The organism is Streptomyces sp. NPDC086519 (assembly GCF_040686075.1).
Taxonomy (GTDB): Bacteria; Actinomycetota; Actinomycetes; order Streptomycetales; family Streptomycetaceae; genus Streptomyces; species Streptomyces shenzhenensis.
This window is the reverse complement of record NZ_JBFBJL010000006.1, coordinates 22,202-46,777: the sequence shown is the minus strand read 5'-3', so window position 1 is coordinate 46,777 and position 24,576 is coordinate 22,202. Positions and strand designations below refer to the sequence as shown.

Here is a 24,576-nt window from a genome sequence, read left to right as displayed (position 1 = left end):
TTGTTTGTCGGGGAGAAGCTCCAGCCAGGACCGCACCTCGGGCTCCAGCTCGATCACGTACAGGTCATCCATACGGCGGACCGTATTATGTCGCCAACAGCATATCTCTCCCCCTGGGCGGCGGTCACCGGTACGAGTGACGTAGAGACCGTTGCCGTGGGTTCGGGCAGGTGAGCGGCTCCTTCCGTTCGGGGAGGGAAGCAGCCAATCTTGACAGCCTCTTTGAAGGCCGACCAGGTAGCCGACCGGAACACGAGCTTCGGTCTGCGGGGACCATTCGAGTCTCGGGCGAGGGCGAGGGTGGGGGCCGGGGGGTAATTCGAGGCAATGCCGCCGCCCTGGCTGTAGCTGGAATTGATCCACATGGCCGCGCGGCGGTCGTGGTGAGGGATTCTCCTGTTGGTGGCGGGCGGCGATGACGCGATGTGGCTGTCGCTTTCCTCCGCCGAGCAGCTGGCGCGGTGCCGACGGTCGACCGGGGCAGCCGTGCGTCTGAGGATCCTCGGTGACGACGTCGACATCACGTACTACTGGGACGCCGGGCACGGCGCCGACGACGACCCCGGTGACCTCATCCCGTGGAGCGCCGAGGTGACCGGCCCGCCTGGCCCCCGGCGCCGGTGAAACAGACGTAGGTCGCCAAGAACCCCACGGCGTAACCGGTCAGCAGGCCGCCCGCGTAGACCGCCGCCGCCAGGGCCGGGCCCCTGTTCCCCGTGAGGAGGGGGAACAGGGCCCAGCCCGAGGGGCCGATGGCGGTTGCGCCCACCCGGTCGCCGAGCACCGCGAAGAAACCGACGAAGGCGCCGCCCGCCGCCCCGCCCGCGCAGGCGGTCAGGAAGGGGCGGCCCAGCGGGAGCGAGACGCCGTAGATGAGGGGCTCCCCGACGCCCAGCAGGCCCGCCGGGAGCGCCGACCTGATCGTCGTACGCAGCGACGTGTCGTGGCGGAGGCGGGCGTAGACGGCGAGGGCGGCCCCGACCTGGCCCGCGCCCGCCATGGCCAGGAGGGGGAGCAGGACGGTGTAGCCCTGCTGCTGGATGAGGGTGGTGTGGATGGGGATCAGGGCCTGGTGCAGGCCCAGCATGACGAGGGGGAGGAAGAGGCCGCCGAGGACGAGTCCGGCGACCGGTCCCGTGGTGGCGAGCAGCCAGTTCGCGGCGGTGCCGATGGCGGAGGAGACGCGACCGGCGGCGTACATGAGGCCGTAGAGCGTGGCGAGGCCCGCGACGAGGACGGTCACGGTGGGGGTGAGGAGGACGTCGAGGGCGTCGGGGACGCGGCCCCGGCACCACCGTTCGACGTACGTCGCGAGCAGCGCCGCCGCCAGGGCTCCGAGGACCCCGCCCTGCCCGGGGGCGAGCGCCACCCCGAAGGCGGTCACCTTCGCGACGCCCGGCCAGACGGCGATCGCCGCGACCGCGCCCCCGAGGATGGGCGTGCCGCCGAACACCTTCGCCGTGTTGTAGCCGACGAACACGCTGATCAGGGCCATGAAGCCGGAGGCGATGGCGGCGAGGGCGGGGGTGAGCCAGGGCAGCCGGCCGGTGTTCACCAGGAGCCCGTTGAGCCCGGCCAGGACCCCGCAGCCGATCAGGGCCGGGATGAGCGGCACGAAGACGTCGGCGACACGGCGCAGGGCGGTCTTGACGGGGGTCGCGTTACGGCGGGCCCGGTCCGCCCGCAGCTCGGCTCCGCGGACGGCGAGCCGCCGCGCGGACAGCAGCTTCTCGAACTCGGCGGTCACGGTCACCACCGCCCCCGGCCCGATGACGATCTGCGCGGTGTCCCCGTCGGTCACCACCCCCAGCACCCCCGGCACGGCCCGCACCGCCTCCGCGTCCACGAGCGAGCGGTCGTTCAGCCCCACCCTGAGCCGGGTCATGCAGTGGGCGACGGAGGTGACGTTCGCGGGGCCGCCCACCAGGGGCAGCAGCGCGGCGGCGGTGTCGTACGACGATCTCTGCACCCTCCGAGCGTGCGGGTCAGCCGCCCGTCGTGGCGAGCGCCGCGCGCAGATGACCGCCGGACTCCTCCAGAAGGCGGGCGGCGGTGGGCCCGTCGACGCCGGCCAGGATCACCAGGACGGCGTTCTTCACCTCGCCGCCGGTTTCGGTGAGGGCCGCTTCGATCTCCGCGTCCCCGGCGCCGGTCGCCAGGGCCACGATCCGCCGCGAACGGGCCCGCAGCTTCTCGTTCGAGGCACGGACGTCCACCATCAGGTTCCCGTAGGTCTTGCCGAGCCGGATCATCGTGATCGTCGACAGCATGTTCAGGACGAGCTTCTGGGCGGTGCCGGCCTTGAGGCGGGTGGAGCCGGTGAGCAGTTCGGGGCCGACGACGACCTCGATGCCGTGCTCGGCGGCGGCCGCGAGCGCGCTGCCCGCGTTGCAGGCGAGACCGACGGTCAGGGCGCCCAGGCCACGGGCGTGCTCGACGGCGCCGACGGCGTAGGGGGTGCGGCCGGAGGCCGAGATCCCGACGACGGTGTCGGAGGCGTCGATCCCGAGGGCGTCGAGGTCCGTGCGGGCCAGTGAGGCGGAGTCCTCGGCCCCTTCCACGGACGTGACCATGGCCTCCGGCCCGCCCGCGATCACCCCGGTGACCTGACCGGGCCGGGTGTTGAAGGTGGGCGGACACTCGGAGGCGTCCAGGATCCCGAGCCGCCCGGCGGTACCGGCCCCGGCGTAGACCAGGCGGCCGCCGAGGGCCATACGGGGGGCGATGGCGTCGACGGCGGCGGCGATCTGGGGCAGCCGAAGGGCCACGGCGGCGGCGACTTCGGCGTCCTCGCGGTTCATGAGGCGTGCGATGTCGAGGGTGGGGAGCGTGTCGATCTCGGCGAGCTCGGGGCGGAACGCCTCGGTGGTGAGCGACTCCAGCTCGGCGCGCAGAGCACGGTGTTCGGTGGTCATGGGAAACGGTTCTTTCTGACTCGGTCGAGTGCACCCGCCAGGGGCGCGGGGCGGTATCGAATGTGCGGCCACCGCCGCGTGGGCGCGACAAGCCACGACGAACCGGCACGTTCCCGCGATGATCAAGCCCTGCGGTCTATCGAGGAGAACTCCGGTGCCGATGCGCCAACGCCTCGTACGACGCCGCCAACGCCGGCGCCGCCGCCTCGTACGTCCGCTGCGCCACCCCCACGAACAGACAGTCCACCACCAGCAACTGACTGGTCCGCGACGACATCGCCGCCGGCCGCAGCTCGCTCTCCCGCGAGGTCGACGTCGTGAGCACATGGTCGGCGTACCGCGTCACCGAGGACCCCGGCCGCCCGGTGACGGCAACGGTCGTGGCCCCCCGCTCGAAGGCCGCCCGCAACGGCTCTATGACATCCTCGGTCGCCCCGGAGTGCGTGATCGCTATCGCCACGTCCCCGGCCCGCAACTGCACCGCGTTGGTGACCGCGAGATGCGGATCGCTGTGGGCGTGCGCTATCAGCCCGATCCGCAGCAGCTTCTGCGTGAGGTCCTGGGCCACCAGCCCCGACGCCCCGATGCCGTACACATCGGTCCGCCGCGCCCCGGCGAGCGCGCTGACGGCGGCCCCCAGCTGCGCCGTGTCGAGACCGGCCGCCGTGTCCGCGAGGGTCTGCTGCTCGTCGTAGGCGAGTTTCGCGACGACGTCGGCGATCGGGTCGTCGACGGAGATGTCGGTGGTGATCGTGGGCGCCCGCCCCGACTGCTGCTGCGCGGCCAGCCCGGCGAGGGCGAGCCGCAGGTCGCGGTAGCCGGGGTAGCCGAGCAGCCGGGCGGTGCGGACGACGGTCGCCTCGCTGGTGCCGGTGAGCTCCGCGAGTCCGGTGACCGTGAGGGCCGCGCAGCCGGCCGGGTCGCCGGCGACGGCCTCGGCGACGCGCTGCATGGAACGGGTCATGGAGGGCGCGAGGGTCCGCACCTTGGCCGCGAGGGCGGCGGGAGCCGGCGGCGCGGCGCCGCTGCCGCCGCTGCGGTTTCCGTCGTTTCCGAAAATTTCCTTCACACCCTCGGTCACCCTTGAAAGATATTTTCGGTTCGGTCGTCCGGTCAAGACCGCGCACAATGGGTCCATGGACCCCGTAAGCCCCCTGGAACAGGCCTTGCACGCAGCCCGCGCCCTGGTGCTCGCCGACCTGGCCGCCGGCGAGGTCGCCGAGGCGCACGTGGTCTCGCTGGTGGAGGACTCCGTCGTACAGCGCCGATGGTGGGTCCAGCAGTGGCCGGACGGCGCGGAGTACGTGGCGGGCCTGGTGGCCCAGGACGTACAGGACGCGCTCCTTGAGCGGTACGGCCGCTGGCCGCTGTGCCCGGTGTGCGGCTCCGGCGACCCGCACGCCCTGGACGTCGAACCGGAACTCGGCCCGGACCCGCACTGGGTGTGCCACAAGGCGGGCGTGAAGGTCGCCTCCGTCGGCTCCCTGGGCGGCTTCCGGGGCGGGGAGTCGCCCTCGTGACGGTGTACATCGACCCGCCGAACTGGCCGGGCCACGGCCGGATGTGGTCCCACCTGGTCAGCGATGTGTCATACGCCGAGCTGCACCTGTTCGCCGAGGGGCTGGGCGTACCGCGGCGCGGCTTCGAGCGCGACCACTACGACCTCCCCTCCCACCGCTACGCCGACGCGGTGCGAGCCGGTGCCGTGGAGGTCAGCAGCCGCGAGGTGGTGCGGCTGCTCACACGGGCTGGTCTGCGGCGACGGAAGGGGCGGCAGGCGTCTTTGGGGCAGGGATGAACCAGGTCTCGGCTTCGTGGCCGATGCCCATCCCGGTCGCTCTCAGCGCGACTTCGCGCAGGGACTTGCCGGCTCGCAGCGCCACCACGGCCAACGCGACGAGGGAGAGCGAGGGGGCGGGGCCGTCCGGGACGGGCGGCTCGGCGTCTGACGCGCCGAAGGACGAGAGCAGGCGCGTCTCCCATGCGCGTTCCGCGGCCCAGGCCTCGGTCGTCGGCGCGACGTCGAAACCCAGTGCCTTGAGGGATGCGGCGACGGCGTCGGTGGCCTGACCGGTGTGTCCGCTGACGGCGTGGAGAGCCGCCGGGGAGACCGGGCCGGCCTCTTCCGGGCTTGGCCAGGATCCGGCGAGACCGCCGCCGAGCGAGACGGCCTCGACGTCCTGCTTCCTGAAACGGGCGAGGACGGCGGGATCGAAACCGAACCGGTAGCCCAGGGACGCGAGCCGGTTCGCCGCCTCCGCCATGGAACTCTGGGCACGGTTCGCGACATCCACCACCTGTTCCAGGGAGACCGGGTCGGCGAGGTCCGCGAGTGCGAACTCGGTGCCGAGGAGGGCGATCTCCTCCGAGGTCGGCAGGTGTTCGTCGTCCGGCACCTCTGCCACCTGGTATCCGAGTTCGCGGAGCCGCGCCGCGAGGTCGCGGGCCGGACGGTCGAGGCGGCGGGCGGTGGCGACCACGTAGCGGAGCGGGACCTCCCGGTCCAGGAGGACCTCGGAGCTGTCGATCAGTGCTCGGTCGTCGTCGGTCAGCTCCGGGAAATCCGCGGCGCCCGGGGGCAGCAGAAAACCCAGGTCCGAGAGGAGTTCCACGACGAAACGGAGGGGGAGGTCCGTCAGATGCGTCACCTCCAGCAGCTGCACCGCGGACACCCGCACCGCTTCCTCGGCGGCGGGCGAGGTGTCGTACGACCTCCACAGCGCCTGGACGACGCTGCGCTCCTCCTTCGTCCACTGCTCCTTGACCGGGTGGTCCGCGGGGACCGTGAAGCCCAGTTCCCCTAGTCGCTGAGCGGCCTTCGCCGTGGACCAGGAGGCCTGCGCCGCGCTGACGCCGATCTGGGCGGCGCTCAGCGTCGCGCCGGGCGTCAGCCAACCGGACAGGTTGCCGAGGGGACGCAGGAGCGGCAGATCCTCCCACCGTGCGGACGAACAGCCGGACAGGGGCTCGACGCGGAATCCGAGGGCGGTCAGGCGCTCCGCGACGTCGGCCGGGGTTCGTTCGACCGCCGAGCCGATCTCGAAGAGTTCCGCGGTGCTCAGGGGGACCGCGGGATCCCGCCAGGGAAACATCAGACCAAGGCTGCCCCAGCCGGTGTCGGCGAGCGGCTGCGAAGGCGCGGAGGTCAGAAAGAAGGACGTCGACCGCGGTCCCTTCAGCCACCCTCTGTGGGCCAGGCTCCAGTTGGGGTGGGTGTGCAGCTTGCCCTGGATGGAGAAGTCGGCCAGCTTGCAGAGCAGGACGAGATCCGACGGACGGGCGCACAGCGGGTCCGTGCCATCCGGCTCCGGCAGGGAGACCGGGCCGCCGAAACCGGCCTGGTACAAGGTCCGCAGCCGCCAGCGCAGCACCGGGAGCGGGAAGTTGGCGAAGAACGAGGCGGACATCGGGGGGTCGGTGTCCGTGTAGTCACCGGTGAGCAGCGGCAGCAGGTCGATGTCCGGGGGGAAGAACCCCAGCCGGCTGAAAGGGGCACCGCAGTCGTCCGTCAACTGCCAGGACAGGTCCGTGTGCCGTATGTGCTCGGCGACGGCGTCGGCGAAGGGCACGGACCAACGGGCCGCGGCCTCCAGCCAGGCGGGGTCGGGCAGTCCGCAGTCGGACTCCGTGAGACTGGGGACGGCGGCGATCATGCGTGCCGTCACCTGTTCCACGTTGAAGGACCGCAGCTTCCGGCGGTCCACCGTCAGCTCCAGCTCCGGTGACTTCTCACCATGAAGATTGACGACGGCACCGTAGACACTGACGTGGTCGCTTTCCGTGTACAGGCCGTCCGCCAGCACATGGCCCCGGCCTTCGATCCACCAGATGTCAGGGTCCTGCGACGGCACGCAGCCCTTGCGCCCGCTGCGGATCAACTGGAGGGAGCCGCTTGTCTCCAGGGCGGTCTGCGAGAGCTTGCCCCGTGGCCAACGCCGGGTTCGTGCCCCGTGCGTGGCCACCGTCTGATACGGCGCCACCCACAGAACCTTCTCCAACGCCTCCACGCAGGAGACGGACCGGTGTTCCTTTCTCAGGAGCAGCGTGACGACCGTCCCGATGTCCTCCGGCCTGCCCTCCCCTTTGTCCTCCACCCTGAAGAAGTTCCCCGGCCCCGCGATCGTCACCTGCAACAGCCGCCGCGGTCGCCCGTCCGTGCGCCCCATCCGGCAGGTCCTCACGACGATCTCGTCCGCCAGCATGAAGTAGCTGAGCACCCCGATGCCGAAACGTGAGTTGGGGAACAGGCGCAGCTTCGGTTCCGGCAGCTCCTCCCAGTCGGCCTGTTCCTCGATGTACTCGGGAAGATCGACGAAACGGGCGCCGCCCTGGGAGAAGACGGTGCTCAGCTCGGTGATGCCCATGCCGATGCCGTTGTCGCGGCACTCCAGATACGGTCGGCCGTCGGGGCGGACGCCCTGGGTGAAGGCGATCTCGCCCTGCCAGTCGCCCGCGGGGCCCCCGGTACGCCGCAGGTACTCCGTGCGGCGGTCACGGTAGCGGACGGCGTCCAGCGCGTTCTGGTAGAGCTCGCGGACGGCCAGGTCGCTGTCGCCGTACAGCTCCTCGCCCATGAGGAGTTCCTGGACGCGGTCCTCGGCGAGCTGGAAGCGGATGCCGTCGGAGAACTCGTCGGGGGTGCCTTCTGAACGCACCCTGCTGCCGTCGGCGTAGGGCGGGAGTCCCTGGAGCTGGTCGAGGGCGGGGTCGTCGCCGCGGTCGATGTCGCGGAGCAGGGCGTCGACTCGCGCCGCGTGTTCGCGCAGAGCCACCTGGACCGCCGGGTGCGTGCACACCGCGTTGAGGGAGCGGCCCAGGCCGGAGACCTGCCAGTCGGAGTGGCGCACGGTGGTCAGCAGCTGGCCCAGGTCGACGCTCTCGGGGATCCCGAGGTGCTCGACGACGATCTCCGGGAGGTCCATCGGGTCCACCGCCATGGCCTGGGCCGCCTTGACGAGGGCGGTGACCAGCCGAGCGCGGAGCACCTGTTCCACCGGGGTGCTGGCGGCGATGGCCACCCGGTCCTGCCGAGCCGGCCGGGGGCCACGCGCCACCGCGTCGGCGGTGGAGCGGCGCATGGTGAACGGGGCGGCCCGGTGCTCCCGCAGCAGCTGCATCAGGAGTTCGGGGGAGAGCGCGTCGACGACCCACTGAGGGTAGGTGCCGCCGCAGGTCAGATCGCCGAGGAGGTCTTTCAGCCGCTCGGCCGTGTACAACTCCGGCTGCTGGATCAGCCAGCGGTGGAAGAGCCACCAGCGAATGCGCTCCATGGAGGCCCGGGCGGCTTCCTTCTGTTCCGCCGAGCTGGTGGCGGCCTTCTGGTGCTCCAGCGCGAGCAGCCGTCGCCTGAGGCGGGGAAAACCCTGCGCGAACTTGTGGAAGCGAACCTGGTCGGGGGTGGGCGCGGCCGTGAGGACGTCGGCGCGCTGGGCCGCCTCCTGGGCCCAGAAAGTCTGGTTGACCAGCGGAAACAGATAGGCGAGCGCGCTCTCGGTCGGTGACAGCGGCACCCCGTCGCCCAGTCGGCCGACGAGGAAGCCGAGCCGCTTGTGGGTGCGTGCGGCCAGTTCGCCGTCGTGCCAGGGGTCGTCGGCCAGCGTCCGGACCGCTTTCTCGTACGTCCGGGCCAGCCGGTCCGCCACGATCCGGCAGACCTCCCGGAGGGTCTCCCGGGCCGGGCCCTCGGTGGTCCGGTGCCACGGGTATTCGTCGACCCCGCGCACCCAGGGGTGGATCTCGACGCGCCGTTCCAGACCGGGCAGCAGGAGGAAGTCCTTGCCGTCGGCATCGGTCTCGCACGTGACCTTCACCTGCTGCGGGGGGCTCGTCTTGCCGTAGGCCCGGTAGTAGTCGTCGATCCGCTGCTGCACCTGCACGGAGAACTCCCGCAGCCCCAGGGCGTGCGGATCGGCGGTGATCACGTCGGCGACGGCGCGCGAGAAGACGCTGAACGACTCGCCCTGTCGCGTGCCCATGTCGTAGCCGGGTTGGAGGGTGTCCGTCTGTCTGATGAACCTGGCGAACTGGGGGGCCGCACAGGCGTGGACGTAGGCGACCTTGCGGCGCAGGGCGGTCATGATCTCCGGGGGCTTCCAGCGCCGCATCCCGGGAACCGACTTGGTGTCCCGCACCATGCCTTCGCGGCAGGTGTCGAGCAGGAACACGACGCGTTCCGCGGGGCAGCGGTCCACCTGCTGGTGCCAGCCGATCTCGATGCAGTTCTCGGCGAACGAGTCCGTGTCGGGGGCGTCCTCGGGTACCAGGAAGTCCTTGCCCTCGATGTGGAGCCCGTGCCCGCTCACCACGATCAGCAGCGTGTCGCCGTGCCGCGCGGCGGTCAGGAACTTGTCGACGGCACCGCTCACCGTGCCCGCGGTGGTGCCGCGCCGGTGCTCGAAGACCTCGGCCTGGAAGTCACGGCCGGTCAGGGCCTCGCGCAGCCGCTGAAGGTCGTCCCGGACGAAGGGCAGGTCCGCGAAGCTGGGGCTGTCGGAGTAGTCGCTCGCCCCGATGAGCAGCGCCTTGTACTTCTGCATGGGCGGCCCGCCGCTCAGGCGGACCGCTTGAAGGTCAGCGTCAGGCTCCGGGTGCCCTGCATCTGCCCGGAGCCCACGAACTGGATTCCTCCGCTTGCGGTGACCTGGAAGGAGAGCTGAGCCTCGGCGAGCGGGAGCGGGCCACCGCGGTCCGCGACGTCCTGGAAGATTTGCTGGAGGGCGTCGACGGCGTCGGCCAGGTTCTTGCGGAGCGGGCCGAGGGGCACCGCACGCAGGACGGCGTCGCCGTCGCGGCTGAACAGGCTGCCCATGGAGTCGCTGTCCTGGGCGGCCAGCGCGATGTCCTCCTCGGTGGCTGTCACCCAGAAGGGCAGCGTCCGCCCGTCGACCAAAGCCTCGACCGTGGTGTCCTCCGCGGCGTTCCCGGCTCCCCCGACCCGATTCAAGGCCTGCTCGCTCATGCCGTTCCCGTCCCCCTCAGGCGCGCGGTCGCTGCCGTTGTCTTTCCGAGTCCGCTGTCGGAGAGACAACTTTAGTTCCACCGGGGGACTTTGCGGTCGGAGATGCGCGCACCGGGTGCTGTCGTGCGCGTTATTTTCCCAGTTCGAAGGCCAGCCCCTGGTCGTCCTCGCTCACCTTGCTGAACCCGGCGCGGAGGAGGACCGCCTGCGAGGCGGTGTTGGCCGCCTCGGTGGTCGCGAACAGGGACCGTACGTCCTCCCGGGCGAACGCCCAGTCGGCCAGGGCGCGGACCGCCTCCGTCGCGTAGCCGTCGCCGCGGGCGGCCTCGGTCAGGTCGTAGCCGATCTCCACCCGGCCCTCCTCGTCGGGGGCGGAGTGGAAGCCGATGCCGCCGACCGCACGGCCGTCCTCCCGGCGGACCAGGGCGAAGACGCCGAACTCGGGCCGGTGCACGCCCCCTTCGTACGCCTTCAGCAGGAAGCCTGCCGCGTCCCGGGTGCCCTCGTAGGGGCCGCCCTCGATCCACTCGAAGCCGCCGTCGCCGCCGAGGCGCAGGTCACGGGCTTCGGCAGGGCGGATGCCGACGAGGTCGAGGCGCTCGGCGGGGATGACGAGGTTGTTGTTCCAGCGCCAGTCGGTCACCGGGGCACGGCCGGGCAGCTCGCCGCGGCCGGTGGCCCAGAGCAGGGTCTGCCAGGGCGTCGGACCGGGCTGGACGTGCGGGAAGAGGTAGGCGAGGACGGACTCGGCGAGTTCCTCGGCGGGCCGGTAGGGGAGGCCCAGGCCCTGTGTCATGTCGTGGGTGTGGAGCAGCACTTCGGCGATGCCCATGCCGGCGAAGCCCGCCCGGTCGGCGCTGCGGAAGGGGTACGGGTGGAAGGCGCGGACCTGGCGGGAGGCGGTGCGGACGGTGGCGGCGAGCAGGGCGCCGGTCGTCTCGATCACGTGCAGCAGGCCGGAGTTGTCGGTGCCCTCGTCGAGCTTGAGCTCGAAGGGCACGTACGCGTCCTGGGCGCGCCCGGCCAGGTTGGCGGCGTACGCGACGAGGTCGTCGGCGACGTGGACCGCCGTCTCGTGGCAGTTCCAGTCCAGCCCGCCCGCCGTCACCTCCGTCCAGTCCCGTGCCACCGCCGGCCGCAGCGCCGCGACACAGCCGGCGACGGCCTCCGTTATCTGATCCCCGCCCAGTTCACGCATGAGCCGCACCCTAGGTCGCCGGGTCCTCGGCGGTCGACAGCATTTCCAGCTCGGCGGTGAGGTTGTAGCGGGCGGTCGGCTCCCACTCGGTGCGGCCGTACGGCGTTCTGAACAGCTGGGGCAGATCGAGGAGTTGGCGCAGGATCGCGGAACGGCCCGCGCGGAAGGCGTCGCTCGGGACGAAGTGGTACTCCTCGCGTACCTCGGCGGTGTAGGCGGCGTACGCGGCGGGCGGGGCGGCGAGGATCGCGAGGTCGGCGTCGCACAGGACCTCGCCGTTGCGGTCGCCGGGGGCCGGGTCGTGGGTGACGGTGAGCCGGACCAGGCGGGCGACCTCGGCGGTCTGCCGGGCCGGAAGCCCGGCCTCGGGCAGGGCGCGTTCGGCGAGGCGGGCCGAGCGCTCCTCGTTCGTCGACCGGTCCGGGAGGTACACGGCGTCGTGGAACCAGGCGGCGAGCCTGACCAGGTCCGGTTCGTCCGCGTACTCCTCCAGCACGTCGATGTGGTCGAGGACCGCGCTGAGGTGCGCGACCGTGTGGTACCGGCGCTGGGGCTCCTGCCAGCGGCGGAGCAGTTCGTCGGCGTACCGGTGCGGGGAGGGCACGCAGGAGTCGTCGTCCCGCGACCTGAGGAAGGCGGTCAGCCAGCGGGAGCGCAGGGCGTCGAGATCGGCCATGCGCCCATTCTCCCGCCCGCCACCGACATCGCCCTAGCGCGGACGCATGACTGCTGCCACTGACGACGCACGCGGCCCCCTGCTGCCCGGACGTCTCCTCACCGTCGAGCGCGACGCGCTGCTCCCGCTCCTGCGTTCCCGGCCGGACCCGGACTTCGCGCTGCCCGCCCCCGCCTGTCCGGGGTGGAGGGTGCGGGACGTGCTCGCGCACTGTTCGTCCGCCCTGATCCGGGTGGTGGAGGGCCGTTTCGGGCCCGGGGTGTTCTCGCCGGAGTCGAACGACCGGGACATCGCCGAGCGCGCCGACTGGACCCATGCCCGAGTCCTCGACGAACTGGAGCGCGGGGATGACCGAGGCCGGGGACGTGATCGCGGGGCGCGCGGACGGAGCACTGGACCGGGTCGCTCTGGGGGTGGGGGTCCCCCCACGCCTTTAAGGCAGTGGGGGAGGGTGCACGCCGGTGACGTCCGCGACGCCCTCGGGGAACCCGGCGCCTACACGGGCGCGGGCCTGCCCCACGCGCTCTCCCTCCTGGCCCGGGTGACCCGGGAACGGGGCCACCTGCGGCTCCAGGCCGACCTGGACGACGTGGACGAGCCGCTGCACCTGGGCGAGACGAGCGGGACCCGGACCCCGGCCCGTTTCCTGGGGGACGCGGCGACGCTCGTACGGCTGTACACCGGCCGGGCCGGCGGACGGGGCGTCGTACGAGCTGGTGGGGGCGGAGGCAGCGGAGCTGAACCTCTACGGCTGAATGCGGCCGGTGGGGGACGGGGCGGTCTCGCGGCCGTCGCCGTTCCCCGCGTACCCTGGATTGGACTAGACCTCCGGACCGGACCGCCGCGGTCGGTCGCATGGGTACACGGGGAACACCACGGAAGGGGCCCTATGAGCACGCGTGCAGTCCTGGAGGTGATCGCCCTCGACGCCGAGGACGCGGTCGCCGCCCAGGCCGGAGGCGCGGACCGCCTCGAACTGGTCACCGACATGGCGGCGGACGGGCTGACCCCGCCGCCCCGGACCTTCACCGCGATCCGGGCCGCCGTCGACATCGACCTGCGCGTGATGCTCCGGTTGGCGGACGGGTTCGCGGCGGGCGACGCCGACCGCCTGGTCGGGGTGGCCGGGGAGCTGCGGGCGGCCGGGGCCGACCAGTTCGTGCTCGGGTTCCTGGACGCGGACGGCGGGGTGGACCTGGACGCGGTGGAGCGGGTGGTGGCCGGGCTGGACGGCTGCCGCTGGACCTTCCACCGGGCCATCGACAGGGCCGCGGACCGGGACGCCCTGCGCAAGCAGCTCGCCGACCTGCCGGGCCTCGACACCTACCTCACCGCGGGCGCCGCGGAGGGCGTGGACGAGGGGCTGCCCAGGCTGCTGGCCGAGGCGGGACGGCGCGGAGAGCCGGGGTACGAGCAGACGCTTCTGGTCGGCGGGGGCCTGCGCCTCGATCACGTGGCCGAGCTGCGAGCGGCGGGCGTCGACGCCTTCCACATCGGCGGCGCGGCGCGGCCGAGGGGCTGGGCCGGGGCGGTGGCGGAGGAAGCGGTGCGGTCCTGGCGCCGGACGCTGGACCGGTCCGGGGACGCGGTACCGCGTTGAGACGCGACCCCGGCCCGGGAACAGGGCCGGGGTCGCGTGCCGAGCGAAACCGCCGCCGGTGCGGTGACGACGGCCGGTTCAGGTCAGCTGCGCCGGCAGCGCGGCCGCGTGGGTCACGATCAGGCCGGACACCGCCCGGGTGAGGGCCACGTACAGGCGGCGCAGGCCGGTGCGTTCGTCCGGTTCGCCGTCGACGACGGCCTGGGGCTCGTCGAGGACCACGTAGTCGTACTCCAGGCCCTTGGCCAGGGACGCCGGGACCAGGGTGAGGCGCGTGTCGGCCGTGGTCTCCTCGCCGGGGGCCAGGTGGCCGATGCCCGCCGCCGTCAGCGCCGCCGCGAGCGCGGGCACGCGCGCGTCCGCCGCGATCAGGCCCGTCGAGCCCTCGTTGCGGAGCAGCTCCTCGCACGCGGCGACCACTTCGGCGGTGTCCGTGACCGGACGCACGGCGAAGAAACCGGGGTTCTCACGGACCGAGGCGACCGGGGCGAGGCCGGGGGCGATGTGCGGGAGGAGCCGGGAGGCGTAGGTGATGACGTCGGTCGGGACACGGAAACCCGCCGTCAGTTCCTCGATGACGCCGTCCGGCTTGCCGAGGTGGGACAGGGCCTCGGCCCAACTCCGCGTCGCCCAGGGCGTGGTGCCCTGCGCCAGGTCGCCGAGAACGGTCGCCGAACCGGTGCTGCACCGGCGGCCGACCGCGCGGTACTGCATGGGGGACAGGTCCTGCGCCTCGTCGAGGACGACATGGCCGAGCGAGTGCGTCCGCTGGACGAGATCCGTCGTCTCGTCGATCAGCACGGCGTCCGCGGCCGACCACTTCGCCGCCTTGACGCCGCGCACCGGCTTCGCCCAGACGATCGTCTTCTGCTCGTCCTCGTCGAGGATCCCGGCGGCGTGCTCCGCGAGGTAGTCCGCGTCCGTGAGCAGGCGCAGGACGAGTTTCGCCGGGTCGACCGGCGGCCAGATCGCCTTGACGGCCGCCTTCACCGCCGCGTTGCGGGCCACCGAGTCCTGCACGCGGTCGTCGGGCGCCTCTCCCGACCGCTCCATCTGGACCAGCACGGCGTGCGCGATGCGCTGCGGCAGGGCCTCGCGCGCCGCGCCGTACCGGATGCCCCGGTCCAGCAACTCCCTGACGATGTCCTCCAGTTCGTACGCCGGGACACGCCAGCGGCGGGAGCCGCGCACGACCACGACCGGTTCGGTGGGCAGAGTGACGTGCGCGTACACGGCCCTGCGCAGGACCTCCGCCATCCGGGCGTCGCCCTTGACGATCGCGGCCGGGGCGTCGTCGGTCCCCTTCAGCTCGACGTGGGCCACCAGGTCGTCCACCGTCGCCTGCCGCACGGTCAGCTCGCCGAGCGCGGGCAGCACCTGCTCGATGTAGTGCAGGAAGGAGCGGTTCGGCCCGATGACCAGGGTGCCGGTGCGGGCGAGCCGCTCCCGGTGGGCGTAGAGGAGGTAGGCGACCCGGTGCAGGCCGACGGCCGTCTTGCCGGTCCCCGGGCCACCCTGCACGCACACCGTCCCGCCGAGCCCGCTGCGCACGATCTCGTCCTGTTCGGGCTGGATGGTCGCCACGATGTCGCGCATCGGGCCGACGCGCGGGCGCTCGATCTCCTGCTGGAGCAGCTTGCTGGTGCGGGCCGCTTCGGCCGGGTCGGAGAGATGCTCGTCCTCGTACGCCGTGATGTCGCCGCGGGTGTACCCGAAGCGGCGGCGCAGCGCGATGTCCATCGGGTCCTTCTTGGACGCCCGGTAGAACGGCTGCGAGACCGGCGCCCGCCAGTCGATGACCATCGGGTCGCCGTCGTGGTCGTGCACGTGCCGGCGTCCGATGTAGAAACGCTCCCCGTACGCGCCCTCGGCCTGGTCGGCGCCGGGGGCGTGCAGGTAGTCGAGGCGGCCGAAGAACAGCGGGGTGTCGCTGAGGTCGGCCAGCGCCTTGATGCGCTCGTCGATCTGGCGGGCGAGGACCTCGGCGTTGACCCAGTTCGCGGTGACGTCGCTGATGTCCAGCGACTCGACGTCCTCACGCATGGCGCGCAGGGCGGCGCGGGACCGGGCTAGGTGGGAGCGTTCGCGGGAGAGCGGGTCCGAGAGGGGGTCCGAGAGCGGGTCCGAGAGCGGGTCCGAGAGGGGGTCCGAGAGCGGATCGGGGGCTGGGTCGGGGTCGGGGTGCGGGTCCGCTAGCGGGTCGTGGGCGGGCGTGGACAAGGGGGTGCCTCCGAAGGCCTGCGGGTCGATGGCGCTCAGGTGTGGATGGCGCACAGGTGGCGATCAGCCGACCGGTTTCCGTCCGGCCGACGGCACTCCGGGGGGCGGAGGCGGGCAAGAGCGGAGATTCTAGTGAGGCGGGGGCGGCGGATGCCAATGGGTTTTCCGGCGGCCGGCCGTCTGTCTGTGGAGGGGCCGGTCGTCCCCTAGGGGGAGCGTCACCCGGAAGGTGGGGCGGGGGCGGGGGGCGGGGTCCATCGAAGGGTGGACGGGAGAATGCCGGAAATTGGACCCGTGGACCGATGCCCTGCTTATGCCCGAAGTTCCACCATTGAGGCATGAGCGCAGCAACCATCCACCCAGCCCCCAGCCGCCCCCCGGGCGCCACCGCCCTCGACGGCGCCGCCCACACCCACCACCGCCTGGGCGACGCCCTGCGCGCCGTCAAGGTCTTCGCCGGCGCGGCGTTCAGCGTCGTGATACTCGGTGAGTACGGCGAGGAAGCGGGCATACGCCGCAAGTAACGGCATAGGGTCACCACCGTGCCGATCCGGACGGTGACGTCGCCCGCTGCCCCCTCCGCCTCCCCCTCCCCCTCCCTCCTCCCCTCCCTCCGCCTGTCCCTCTCCTTACTGACGGTCTCCCTCTGCACCTTCGCCGCCCTCTGCGTCCTGCTGCACGCCCCGATGGCCGATCTGCTGGTCTACCGGGCCGAGGGTGAAGCCGTGGTCCACGGCGGTGATCTGTACGGCTTCACGGTCACCGAGTGGCGGCTGCCGGCGACGTATCCGCCCTTCGCGGCGGTCCTGTTCGTCCCGACGACCTGGATCCCCGTCCCGGCCCTGAAGGCGGCGTTCCTCGCGGGCAACGCGCTCCTGCTCGCCTGGCTCGTCGCCCTCTCCGCCCGCCTGGCCGGCCGCCCGGCACCCCTCCCGCTGCTGGGCGCGGCGACCGGGCTCGCCCTCTGGCTGGAGCCGGTCTTCCAGACGCTGCTCTTCGGCCAGGTCAACCTCGCGATCGCCTGCCTGGTCCTGTGGGACCTGACCCGCCCGCCCGGCGCCCGCGCCAAGGGTTTGGCCCTGGGCATCGCGGCGGGCGTCAAACTCACACCGGCGGTCTTCATCGCCTACCTGTTCCTCACCGCGCGCAGAAAGGAGGCGGCCACCGCGACGGCGTCCTTCGCGGGCACCGCTCTGCTCGGCGCCCTCCTCCTCCCCTCGGCAGCCGTGGACTTCTGGACCCGGCGCCTGTTCGAGACCGGCCGGGTCGGCAAGGCCTGGATCATCGACAACCAGTCGCTCCAGGGCCTGATCGCAAGAGCGACGGGCACCGCGGCACCGGGCCCGGCCTGGACCCTGCCGGCGGCCGCGGTGGCGGTGACGGGCCTGTGGCTGGCGACGCGCGCCCGCGCCGCATCCGGCGACGCACCCGCCGCATCCGGCGACGGCGACGCACCCGCCGACCGTGCCCCGCACCGCGACCGTGCCCCGCACCGCGACCGTGCCTCGCACCGCGACCGTGCGCCCCACCGCGACCGCTGGGGCATCCTGCTCACCGCGTTCACGGCCCTGCTGGTCTGTCCGATCAGCTGGTCCCACCACTGGGTGTGGTGCGTCCCGCTGCTGGTGGTCCTGCTCGCCGAGGGACGGACGTTCCTCGCGGCCACGGCGGCACTCGTGTTCACGGCGCGCACGATGTGGCTGCTGCCCCACGAGGGCGACCGCGACCTGCACCTGCCGTGGTGGCAGCAGCCGCTCGCGGCGCCGTACCCGCTCCTGGGGCTGGCACTGCTGGCGGGTGCCGCGATCGCCGTGCGAAGGCGCGGCGCCGCCCCGCCGGACGGGACCGGCGCCGCCTTGCCCGACGGCCCTCAGCTCTCCGCGAGGAGCTCGTCCGCGTCCATGATCCGGTAGGCGTACCCCTGCTCCGCCAGGAAGCGCTGCCGGTGGGCGGCGAAGTCCTGGTCGATGGTGTCGCGGGCGACGACGGAGTAGAAGTGGGCCTGGTGGCCGTCGGCCTTCGGGCGCAGGACACGGCCGAGGCGCTGGGCCTCCTCCTGGCGGGAGCCGAAGGTACCCGAGACCTGGATGGCGACCGTCGCCTCCGGCAGGTCGATGGAGAAGTTGGCGACCTTCGAGACGACCAGCACGCTGATCTCGCCCTCGCGGAAGGCGTCGAAGAGCTTCTCGCGCTGGGCGTTGGAGGTCTCGCCCTTGATGACGGGGGCGTTCAGGTGCTCGCCCAGCTCGTCGAGCTGGTCGATGTACTGACCGATGACGAGGATCTGCTGCCCGGCGAAGCGCCGCACGATCGCCTCCGTGACCTTCCGCTTGGTCGCGGTCGTCGCACAGAAGCGGTACTTCTCCTCGGTCTCGGCGGTGGCGTACGCCAGCCGCTCCGAGTCCGTCAGGTTCACCCGCACCTCCACACAGTCGGCGGGTGCGATGTAGCCCTGCGCCTCGATCTCCTTCCACGGAGCGTCGAACCGCTTGGGCCCGATGAGAGAGAACACGTCCGATTCCCGGCCGTCCTCCCGCACGAGGGTGGCCGTCAGCCCCAGCCGCCGGCGCGCCTGCAGGTCGGCGGTGAACTTGAAGACAGGAGCCGGCAGCAGATGGACCTCGTCGTAGACGATCAGCCCCCAGTCGCGGGAGTCGAAGAGTTCGAGGTGCGGGTAGACGCCCTTCCGCCTGGTCGTGAGGACCTGGTACGTGGCGATCGTGACGGGCCGGATCTCCTTCCGCGTCCCGCTGTACTCCCCGATCTCGTCCTCGGTGAGACTCGTCCGCTTCACCAGCTCGTGCTTCCACTGCCGGGCCGAGACGGTGTTGGTCACCAGGATCAGCGTGGTCGACTTGGCCTGTGCCATGGACCCGGCACCGACCAGGGTCTTCCCGGCCCCGCAGGGCAGGACGACGACACCGCTCCCGCCGTGCCAGAAGTTCTCCACGGCCTGCTTCTGGTACGGCCGCAGCGCCCAGCCGTCCTCGGCGAGCTCGATCGGGTGGGCCTCCCCGTCCACGTACCCGGCGAGGTCCTCGGCGGGCCAGCCCAGCTTCAGCAGGGTCTGCTTGATCTGCCCCCGCTCGGAGGGGTGCACGGCGACGGTGTCGGGGTCGATCCGGGCGCCGACCAGCGGGGCGATCCGCTTGGAGCGCAGGATCTCCTCAAGGACCGGCCGGTCGGTGGTGGTGAGCACCAGCCCGTGCGCCGGGTGCTTGCTGAGTGTCAGCCGGCCGTACCGGTCCATCGTCTCGGCGATGTCGACCAGCAGCGCGTGCGGCACCGGATAGCGGCTGTACTCGACCAGCGCGTCCACGACCTGCTCGGCGTCGTGCCCGGCCGCCCGCGCGTTCCACAGCCCCAGCGGGGTCACCCGGTAGGTGTGGATGTGCTCCGGCGCCCGCTCCAGCTCGGCGAAGGGCGCGATGGCCCGACGGCAGTCGTCGGCCCGCTCGTGGTCGACTTCCAGGAGCAGCGTCTTGTCGGACTGGACGATCAGCGGACCATTCACGCGCGGCACCCTTTCCCTTCGGCTCGTGCGGCCATCGCCATGGCGGCCATCGTCACGGGCCAAAGTTCCAGTGTGCCTCATGCGCGAACGATCACCTTCGCCGCTGGACGGAACGTGCACCACCTGTGCCCGGTTTCCGGGAGCGCCTGATCGTCCGGTGCAACCTTGGGTCCGTTTCGGGTGTCATGTCCGAGGGAGCCGCGTATGAGCGTGGCTCGGTGGGGAGGTTCGGGTGACGTCCGTACGCATCTGGGGACCCGGCGCGGGGGCCGTGGTGGTGCTGGTGGCGGCCGGGGTGTGGGCGCGCGGGTCCAGCGCGGTGGATGCCGGGCTGTGGGCCGAGGTGCGTCCCGCGATCGAGGCGCGGCTGGTGGCGCAGGTGACCGGGGCCGGGTACGCGGAGACCGATCGGCCCGCGCTCAGGTCCCGCTGGTTCTGCCGGGCGGAGGCGTTGGAGCTGGAGGAGAGCGGGGGCCGGGTGCGGGCCGGCGTCGACACGCTCTGCCTGGAGTACGGCGTCCACGGCGACGCGCTGGTGGAGTGCAGTGGCGAGCAGACACCGCAGGTGATGCGGCTGGAGCGGCGTCCGGCGAGCGGCGGCTTCCGCGTTGTCTCCGCGGAGGCGCCGCCGGACGGGGCGGGTTACGGCGAGTGGGAGGAGGGCCACTTCGGTCCCTACGCCGCGTCCCGCCTCGACCGGCCGATGGACTCGGCGGGCCTGCGGGCTGCGGCCCGCACCCACTTCGGCCTGCCGGCCGACGCGCCGGTACGGGACTGTTAGCCGCGGTGGTAGGGCGCGGCCCCTGGGGTCGGCTGCCCCGGGCTCAGCTGTGAATGCGGCGAGCGCTGCGCCGGAAGTGTCGCGATGGGGCGTCGGTCGGGTGCGGCGCCGTCGTGGCTGGTCGCGCGCACGCGGCGGCAGCCGCATGTCGACATCGCCCCGCGCCCCTTCGGGGCGCTTCAGTGCGGGGCGGTTCAGTGCGGGGGGTTCAGTCCTCCGCGAGTTCGGCGACGCCCGTTACGCGGTGGAGGGGGTAGGTGCGTACCTCGTCGGCCGTGTGGTCGTATGCCGTGACGAAGCCGCCTTCGACGCGGATCGGGGCGATGACGCGCTGGGTGGCGGTGCCCTCGGCGTTGACGTAGCCGATCCAGACGGTGTCGCCGGTGAGGACGGCGGCCTGCATGGTGGCGAGGGTCTCGGCGGGGGTGGTGCGGGGGAGTTCGCCGCCCTTGACGGCGGTGCCGGTGGACTTGCGGGGGGTGGTGGCGGCGAGGTCACCGGCGCGGATCGCGCGGATCGCGGCCGCGAGGAGGGTGACGTCCGGTGGCGGCGGGCCGTCCGGGACCGGCTCGGGGGCCGTGCGCGGCGGGGTGCGGTGGGCGTGGGCGCGGGTGATCAGGACGTCGCCCTCGGCGGACTCGGCGGCGGGCGCGAAGCCCATTGCGCGCAGACCGTCCAGGAGGGCGGCCGGGTCGGCCTGGGTGGCGAGCACCGTCGGGGCCAGGCGGCGCAGGCGCAGACCCGAGGCCCGCTTGTCGGCCATGATCTCGTTCAGGACGGTGTCGTCGTCGCAGCGGACGTACGCCGAGGCCGCGCCCACCCGCAGATGGCCGTGCCTGCGGGCCACGTCGTCGATCAGGTACGTGAGCGGCTGCGGTACCGGGGTGCGGGAGTGGCCGGCGAGGAAGGCGTGCAGGTCGGCGGCGGTCTGGCCGGCGTCCAGGGCACGGCGTACGGAGCCGGGCGTGAAGCGGTAGACCGTGGCGCCGCCCTTCGACTCGACGTCGGCGAGGACGCCCAGCGCGTCGGCGAGCGGGCGGCGCAGCGGGCCCGGGGCGACCGCCGTCAGGTCGGCCTGGAGCAGCACGTGGTCGAGGGGCTCGGGGAGCAGCGGGGCGAGCAGCCGGGCGGCGGCCGCGGCGGCGACGGCCTGCTCGGGCGGCGAGAGGGGTGCGGGGGTGACTGGGGCGGCGGCGGCCGGATGGTGGTGGTGCACGGGGAGCTTGTCGCCGGGGCCGGCGGACTCGGCCGAGGCGGGGGCTGAGGCAGTGGTCGGGGGCGCGGTCGCGGGCGCGGGCGGTGCGCCGAGGAGGGCGCGGCCGTGGGCCGACAGCGCGCCGCGTCCCGTCACGCCCAGCAGCTCGGCCTCCGACAGCGTCCAGCGGGCCAGCCGGCCGCGCAGGTCGTCGTCCTGCTGCCGGGGGCCGCGCAGCGGGCGTTCCCAGCGCAGCCGGGCCAGCACCGAGTCGGCGACCGGGGCGGTGCCCTCCGGGAGCCCGGCGAGAAGGGTCAGCACCCGGTGCCGTACCTCGGGCGCGGCGGAGCGGTCGAGGCCGGGGCCCAGCGCCGACAGGGCGCGGTCCTTGGCGTCGCGGCCGCCGACCAGGCCGCAGGTGCGGGTCGCGGTCAGCCAGGCCTCCGCCAGCCGGGTCCAGCGTTCGGCGGGCGGGCGGTCCAGCCACTCGTCGTAGGCGGGGGTGGCCGCGTAGCGTTCGTCGGCCTCGCCGTCGGAGGCGAGCAGTCCGGCCGCGTACGCCAGCTCGACCCAGAAGGCGGCGATCGGCTCGGACACGTCCAGGGCGACGGCCGTCCGCTTGAGGTCACGGACGCTCAGGCCGCCGGCCCGCAGCACCGTGGGACCGCCCTCGTCCCAGTCCTTCAGCAGCTCCTCGACGGTCGCGAGCGCGGTGTACGCCTGCCCGGCCGCGGTCGCGTCCACAACCTGTGGACGGTGGGTGGCAGCCGGCTCGACGGCGGGCGGCGTGGGCTGCGGTTCGCGGTGCGCCCGGCCCTCGCGCAGGTGCAGGGCGACCTCGCGGGGCAGCACCACGGTGCCGGGCGCGGTCGGCAGCAGCAGGCCGCGGTCCAGGAGCCAGCGCAGGTGGGCGGCCGGTTCGGGGGTGATCTGGCCGTACGGCGGCCCCCATACCAGCCGGGAGAGGACCTCGCGGGACTCGGCGGGCGCGGCGGCGAGCAGCTTCGCCATCTTCTTCCGGTGGCCGAACAGCTTGGTGAGCGCGTCCACCGCGGACACCGAGTCGTGCGTGGAGGGCAGCCCGGCGGCGGCCAGAATCTCCTGGATCCGGCCCGGCGACATCCCCGAGGTGGCCTCCCGCGCGGTCGGGCCCAGCCCGGTCGGCGACGGGTGCTGCAGGGACGGGGCGAGCACCTCGCGCGCGGTCCGCACCAGTCGCAGCCGGTCGTCGTCGCCCCACACCAGCGCCTGGTCCCGGAGCGCGGCGACGGCACGCGGCAGCGCCGCGGCGACGACCGGGTCCCCGCCGTCACCGGCCATCAGACCCAGCAGCTCCCGGTACGACGCCGGGTCGCCGGCCACCGCCAGCGCCTCCGCGGTATCCAGGGCGAAGCGGTCCAGGCGTTCCAGGGCGCGCAGCACCGAGGCCCGGGTGCCGGCCCGGGTGGCCAGCTGGGTGAGGTCGGTGGGGACGGGGGTGATGAGGTCGGGGCGGGCACGCAGCAGTACGGCCAGGGATGCGTCGTCCCTGGCCCGAAGCGCCTCCGCGAGGGAACGCGGCGGGGTGGCCGGGTTGCTCATCCGACCCACGGTAGCGGGTGCGGGGCGGACACCGGGATCACCTGTCCCGCGGCTGTTTCTGTGTGAGGGGCGGCCGGCGGGAGAACAGCACGTTGCGCAGATGGCCGACGAATGAACTTCAGCGGGCGGATCGCGGCAGCTCTGGCAACGCCGGGCACCCACTCGTCACCCTGGGCTCCCTGGCCACCGTGCGATGTCAACAACGCGGTGGGGCAAGGCGATTCGGGGGATCCGGGGGATACGGTCGTGAGAACGCTCGGCGTCGAACTCAACTTCAACAACATCGTCGCGATCTTCAGTGTCATGATCCCGGTGCTGGCGTTCTTCTGGGAGTTCGTCGTCATCCGCCGCAAACGGCTCGGGTACCGCCTCCAGATGGACACCCTGGCGACGGACACCGCGCACGCGCCGAGCGCCGACGTGCTGGCGCGGATGCGGGACGACGGCCACGAGCTGGTGGAGCCCTCGTTCGTGCTGGTGCGGATCGAGAACGCCGGCTGGCGGGAGATCGTCTCCGGGGACTACCTGACCCCGCCCGACGACAAGACCGGCATCCGTGTGCTGTTCCGGGACCGCCGTGTCGTCGGCATGGCGGTGACCGAACTCAGCCAGCCCACCCTCCGGCACTTCTTCGTCACCACCCGCGACGGCCGGACCCAGGAGACCGACGGTTTCGGGAAGGACTGGGAGGACGGCTTCGGCGTCATCCGGCTGCCCAAGGTGACACTGAACCCCGGCGCCCACTACAAGATCCTGGCGGTGCTGGAGCGCCGGGGCGGCAGCGCGCACGCGCCCTTCCCGGCGCCGGAGTTCCAGGCCGCGGTGACCGGGGGCATGGACCACTCCTTCGCCTGGGTCCGCTGGCTGGCCCGCCTCAAGCTGGCCCACACCGAGAGCCACACCTTCGCCTCCAGACCGGCGGTGGGCGGTCTGGCCCTGCTGGCGGCGGCGGTCCTCGTCCAGGCGAGCCTCACCCTGTTCTTCCCCGCCAAGCCCGCCCCGCTGGACTGCGTCGGCGGCACGCTGCACCTGTCGGGCTCGACCGCGTTCGCGCCCGCGGTGACGGCGGCGGCCAGGCAGTACACGAAGCTGTGCGAGGCCAAGGGGGCGGACATCCCCGTCGACGACGGCACCTTCCAGAGCAGCACCGACGGCCTCACCACGCTCCAGCAGGCGGGCAAGTCCGCCGGGATCAAGGGCGACGCGGGGCTCGGCGACCACATCACCTTCACCGACGGCCCGGCCGAGGGCGACCACGCCCAGCTGCTGCCCCGGCCGGTGGTCTACTCCCTGTTCACCCTCGTCGTGAACGAGGACGCGGGCGTCCGCAACCTCTCCCTCCAGCAGGTCCGCGACATCTACGCCGGGAAGGTCGGGAACTGGTCCCAGGTGGGCGGCCACGACGTCCCCCTCCACCTCGTCAACCGCCACCGCGGTTCCGGCACCCGCAACGCCCTCGAACAGCGGGTCCTGGCGGGCAGGTCGGTACCGGAGGCCGACGTCAACGACTGCGCGGCCCTGGAGACCGGCAAGTACGGCGTCTGCGAGGTCACCACCACCGACAGCCTCCTGGACGCCGTGAGCGCCGACCGCGGCGGCCTCGGCTACAGCGAGGTCAGCAGCGTGCCCGCCGGCAACCTCGTCGAACTGCGCATCGGCGGCATGCCCCCCACCCTCGAAGGCGTCGAGCAGGGCACGTACCCGTACTGGCAGACCGAGTACGCCTACACGTACGGCGAGCCGCCCGCCGGCTCCATCGCCGCCGCCTTCCTGCGCTATCTCACCGACCAGGGCGGCAAGGACATCCTGCGCGAGTACGGCAACCGGCCCTGCTCCGAGACCCGCTACCCGCTGGAGTGCCGGCCGACCTGAGCCGTGGCCTGCGCTACCGTCGTTCCGACGGGGGTATCCAACGCAACGTACCGGCCCCGGAGGGGA

At 72.8% G+C, this 24,576-nt stretch carries 19 protein-coding genes and 1 pseudogene; 9 read left to right on the top strand and 11 right to left on the bottom strand.

Annotated features, from left to right (window positions below):
- Positions 1–53 precede the first annotated feature (53 nt).
- A complete protein-coding gene (locus AB0P24_RS08110; RefSeq protein ID WP_365791401.1) occupies positions 54–365 on the bottom strand; it encodes a DUF397 domain-containing protein in 312 nt (103 codons plus the stop codon).
- Between the two features lie 37 nt (positions 366–402).
- Here AB0P24_RS08110 and AB0P24_RS08105 point away from each other — a divergent pair, with 37 nt between their 5' ends.
- A complete protein-coding gene (locus AB0P24_RS08105; protein WP_365791399.1) occupies positions 403–624 on the top strand; it encodes a hypothetical protein in 222 nt (73 codons plus the stop codon).
- Here the strand turns inward: AB0P24_RS08105 and AB0P24_RS08100 are convergent.
- The 3 genes from AB0P24_RS08100 to AB0P24_RS08090 all read right to left on the bottom strand — a co-directional run bounded on the left by AB0P24_RS08100 (position 572) and on the right by AB0P24_RS08090 (position 3,996).
- Positions 572–1,969 (bottom strand): PTS transporter subunit EIIC, encoded by a 1,398-nt coding sequence (locus AB0P24_RS08100; protein ID WP_365791397.1) that lies wholly within the window; start codon positions 1,967–1,969, stop codon positions 572–574. The two genes, AB0P24_RS08105 and AB0P24_RS08100, sit on opposite strands and share 53 nt — an antisense overlap.
- Before the next feature lie 16 nt (positions 1,970–1,985).
- Complete coding sequence (gene murQ, locus AB0P24_RS08095; RefSeq protein ID WP_365791395.1) at positions 1,986–2,915, bottom strand: N-acetylmuramic acid 6-phosphate etherase; 930 nt, start codon at positions 2,913–2,915, stop codon at positions 1,986–1,988.
- Between the two features lie 136 nt (positions 2,916–3,051).
- On the bottom strand, positions 3,052–3,996 hold the full coding sequence (locus AB0P24_RS08090) for a MurR/RpiR family transcriptional regulator (protein ID WP_365791393.1): 945 nt from the start codon (positions 3,994–3,996) through the stop codon (positions 3,052–3,054).
- Positions 3,997–4,051: 55 nt separating this feature from the next.
- Between AB0P24_RS08090 and AB0P24_RS08085 the strand changes: the two genes are divergently transcribed.
- A complete protein-coding gene (locus AB0P24_RS08085; protein ID WP_365791391.1) occupies positions 4,052–4,435 on the top strand; it encodes a hypothetical protein in 384 nt (127 codons plus the stop codon).
- Positions 4,432–4,713 carry a DUF4031 domain-containing protein gene (locus tag AB0P24_RS08080; protein ID WP_365791389.1) on the top strand — a complete coding sequence of 94 codons (282 nt, stop codon included), beginning with the start codon at positions 4,432–4,434 and terminating at the stop codon, positions 4,711–4,713. Before AB0P24_RS08085 ends, AB0P24_RS08080 begins: the two co-directional genes overlap by 4 nt.
- Here AB0P24_RS08080 and AB0P24_RS08075 read toward each other — a convergent pair.
- The 4 genes from AB0P24_RS08075 to AB0P24_RS08060 all read right to left on the bottom strand — a co-directional run bounded on the left by AB0P24_RS08075 (position 4,655) and on the right by AB0P24_RS08060 (position 11,747).
- Positions 4,655–9,451, bottom strand: coding sequence for a caspase family protein (locus AB0P24_RS08075; RefSeq protein WP_365791387.1), 4,797 nt, complete (start codon positions 9,449–9,451; stop codon positions 4,655–4,657). The genes AB0P24_RS08080 and AB0P24_RS08075 overlap by 59 nt on opposite strands.
- A gap of 14 nt (positions 9,452–9,465) precedes the next feature.
- On the bottom strand, positions 9,466–9,873 hold the full coding sequence (locus AB0P24_RS08070; RefSeq protein ID WP_365791385.1) for a hypothetical protein: 408 nt from the start codon (positions 9,871–9,873) through the stop codon (positions 9,466–9,468).
- Positions 9,874–10,003: 130 nt separating this feature from the next.
- Entirely contained in the window at positions 10,004–11,071 is a 1,068-nt protein-coding gene (locus AB0P24_RS08065; RefSeq protein ID WP_365791383.1) for a GNAT family N-acetyltransferase, read from the bottom strand.
- 10 nt (positions 11,072–11,081) lie between these two features.
- The gene (locus AB0P24_RS08060; RefSeq protein ID WP_365791381.1) at positions 11,082–11,747 is read right to left on the bottom strand and encodes a hypothetical protein; all 666 of its coding nucleotides are present in this window, start codon (positions 11,745–11,747) and stop codon (positions 11,082–11,084) included.
- Positions 11,748–11,793: 46 nt separating this feature from the next.
- Here AB0P24_RS08060 and AB0P24_RS08055 point away from each other — a divergent pair.
- A pseudogene (locus AB0P24_RS08055) lies at positions 11,794–12,375 on the top strand (maleylpyruvate isomerase family mycothiol-dependent enzyme); the annotation flags it as partial.
- Between the two features lie 261 nt (positions 12,376–12,636).
- A complete protein-coding gene (locus AB0P24_RS08050) occupies positions 12,637–13,347 on the top strand; it encodes a copper homeostasis protein CutC (protein WP_365791720.1) in 711 nt (236 codons plus the stop codon).
- Positions 13,348–13,425: 78 nt separating this feature from the next.
- Here the strand turns inward: AB0P24_RS08050 and AB0P24_RS08045 are convergent, their stop codons facing one another.
- The gene (locus AB0P24_RS08045; RefSeq protein ID WP_365791379.1) at positions 13,426–15,567 is read right to left on the bottom strand and encodes a UvrD-helicase domain-containing protein; all 2,142 of its coding nucleotides are present in this window, start codon (positions 15,565–15,567) and stop codon (positions 13,426–13,428) included.
- A 338-nt stretch (positions 15,568–15,905) separates the two neighbouring features.
- On the opposite strand from AB0P24_RS08045, the gene AB0P24_RS08040 reads away from it, so the two are divergent.
- Together AB0P24_RS08040 and AB0P24_RS08035 are read left to right on the top strand one after the other, a co-directional pair.
- Positions 15,906–16,091: a hypothetical protein gene (locus tag AB0P24_RS08040; protein ID WP_365791377.1), complete on the top strand. Its 186-nt coding sequence runs from the start codon at positions 15,906–15,908 to the stop codon at positions 16,089–16,091.
- 162 nt (positions 16,092–16,253) lie between these two features.
- Positions 16,254–17,480: a glycosyltransferase 87 family protein gene (locus AB0P24_RS08035; protein WP_365791718.1), complete on the top strand. Its 1,227-nt coding sequence runs from the start codon at positions 16,254–16,256 to the stop codon at positions 17,478–17,480.
- On the opposite strand, the gene AB0P24_RS08030 is transcribed toward AB0P24_RS08035, so the two are convergent.
- Complete coding sequence (locus AB0P24_RS08030; protein ID WP_365791375.1) at positions 17,438–19,081, bottom strand: DNA repair helicase XPB; 1,644 nt, start codon at positions 19,079–19,081, stop codon at positions 17,438–17,440. The two genes, AB0P24_RS08035 and AB0P24_RS08030, sit on opposite strands and share 43 nt — an antisense overlap.
- Before the next feature lie 232 nt (positions 19,082–19,313).
- Here AB0P24_RS08030 and AB0P24_RS08025 point away from each other — a divergent pair, with 232 nt between their 5' ends.
- Complete coding sequence (locus AB0P24_RS08025) at positions 19,314–19,862, top strand: hypothetical protein (RefSeq protein WP_365791373.1); 549 nt, start codon at positions 19,314–19,316, stop codon at positions 19,860–19,862.
- 208 nt (positions 19,863–20,070) lie between these two features.
- Here the strand turns inward: AB0P24_RS08025 and AB0P24_RS08020 are convergent, their stop codons facing one another.
- The gene (locus tag AB0P24_RS08020) at positions 20,071–22,638 is read right to left on the bottom strand and encodes a helicase-associated domain-containing protein (protein WP_365791371.1); all 2,568 of its coding nucleotides are present in this window, start codon (positions 22,636–22,638) and stop codon (positions 20,071–20,073) included.
- A 246-nt stretch (positions 22,639–22,884) separates the two neighbouring features.
- Here AB0P24_RS08020 and AB0P24_RS08015 point away from each other — a divergent pair, with 246 nt between their 5' ends.
- The gene (locus AB0P24_RS08015) at positions 22,885–24,510 is read left to right on the top strand and encodes a substrate-binding domain-containing protein (protein WP_365791369.1); all 1,626 of its coding nucleotides are present in this window, start codon (positions 22,885–22,887) and stop codon (positions 24,508–24,510) included.
- Positions 24,511–24,576 lie beyond the last annotated feature (66 nt).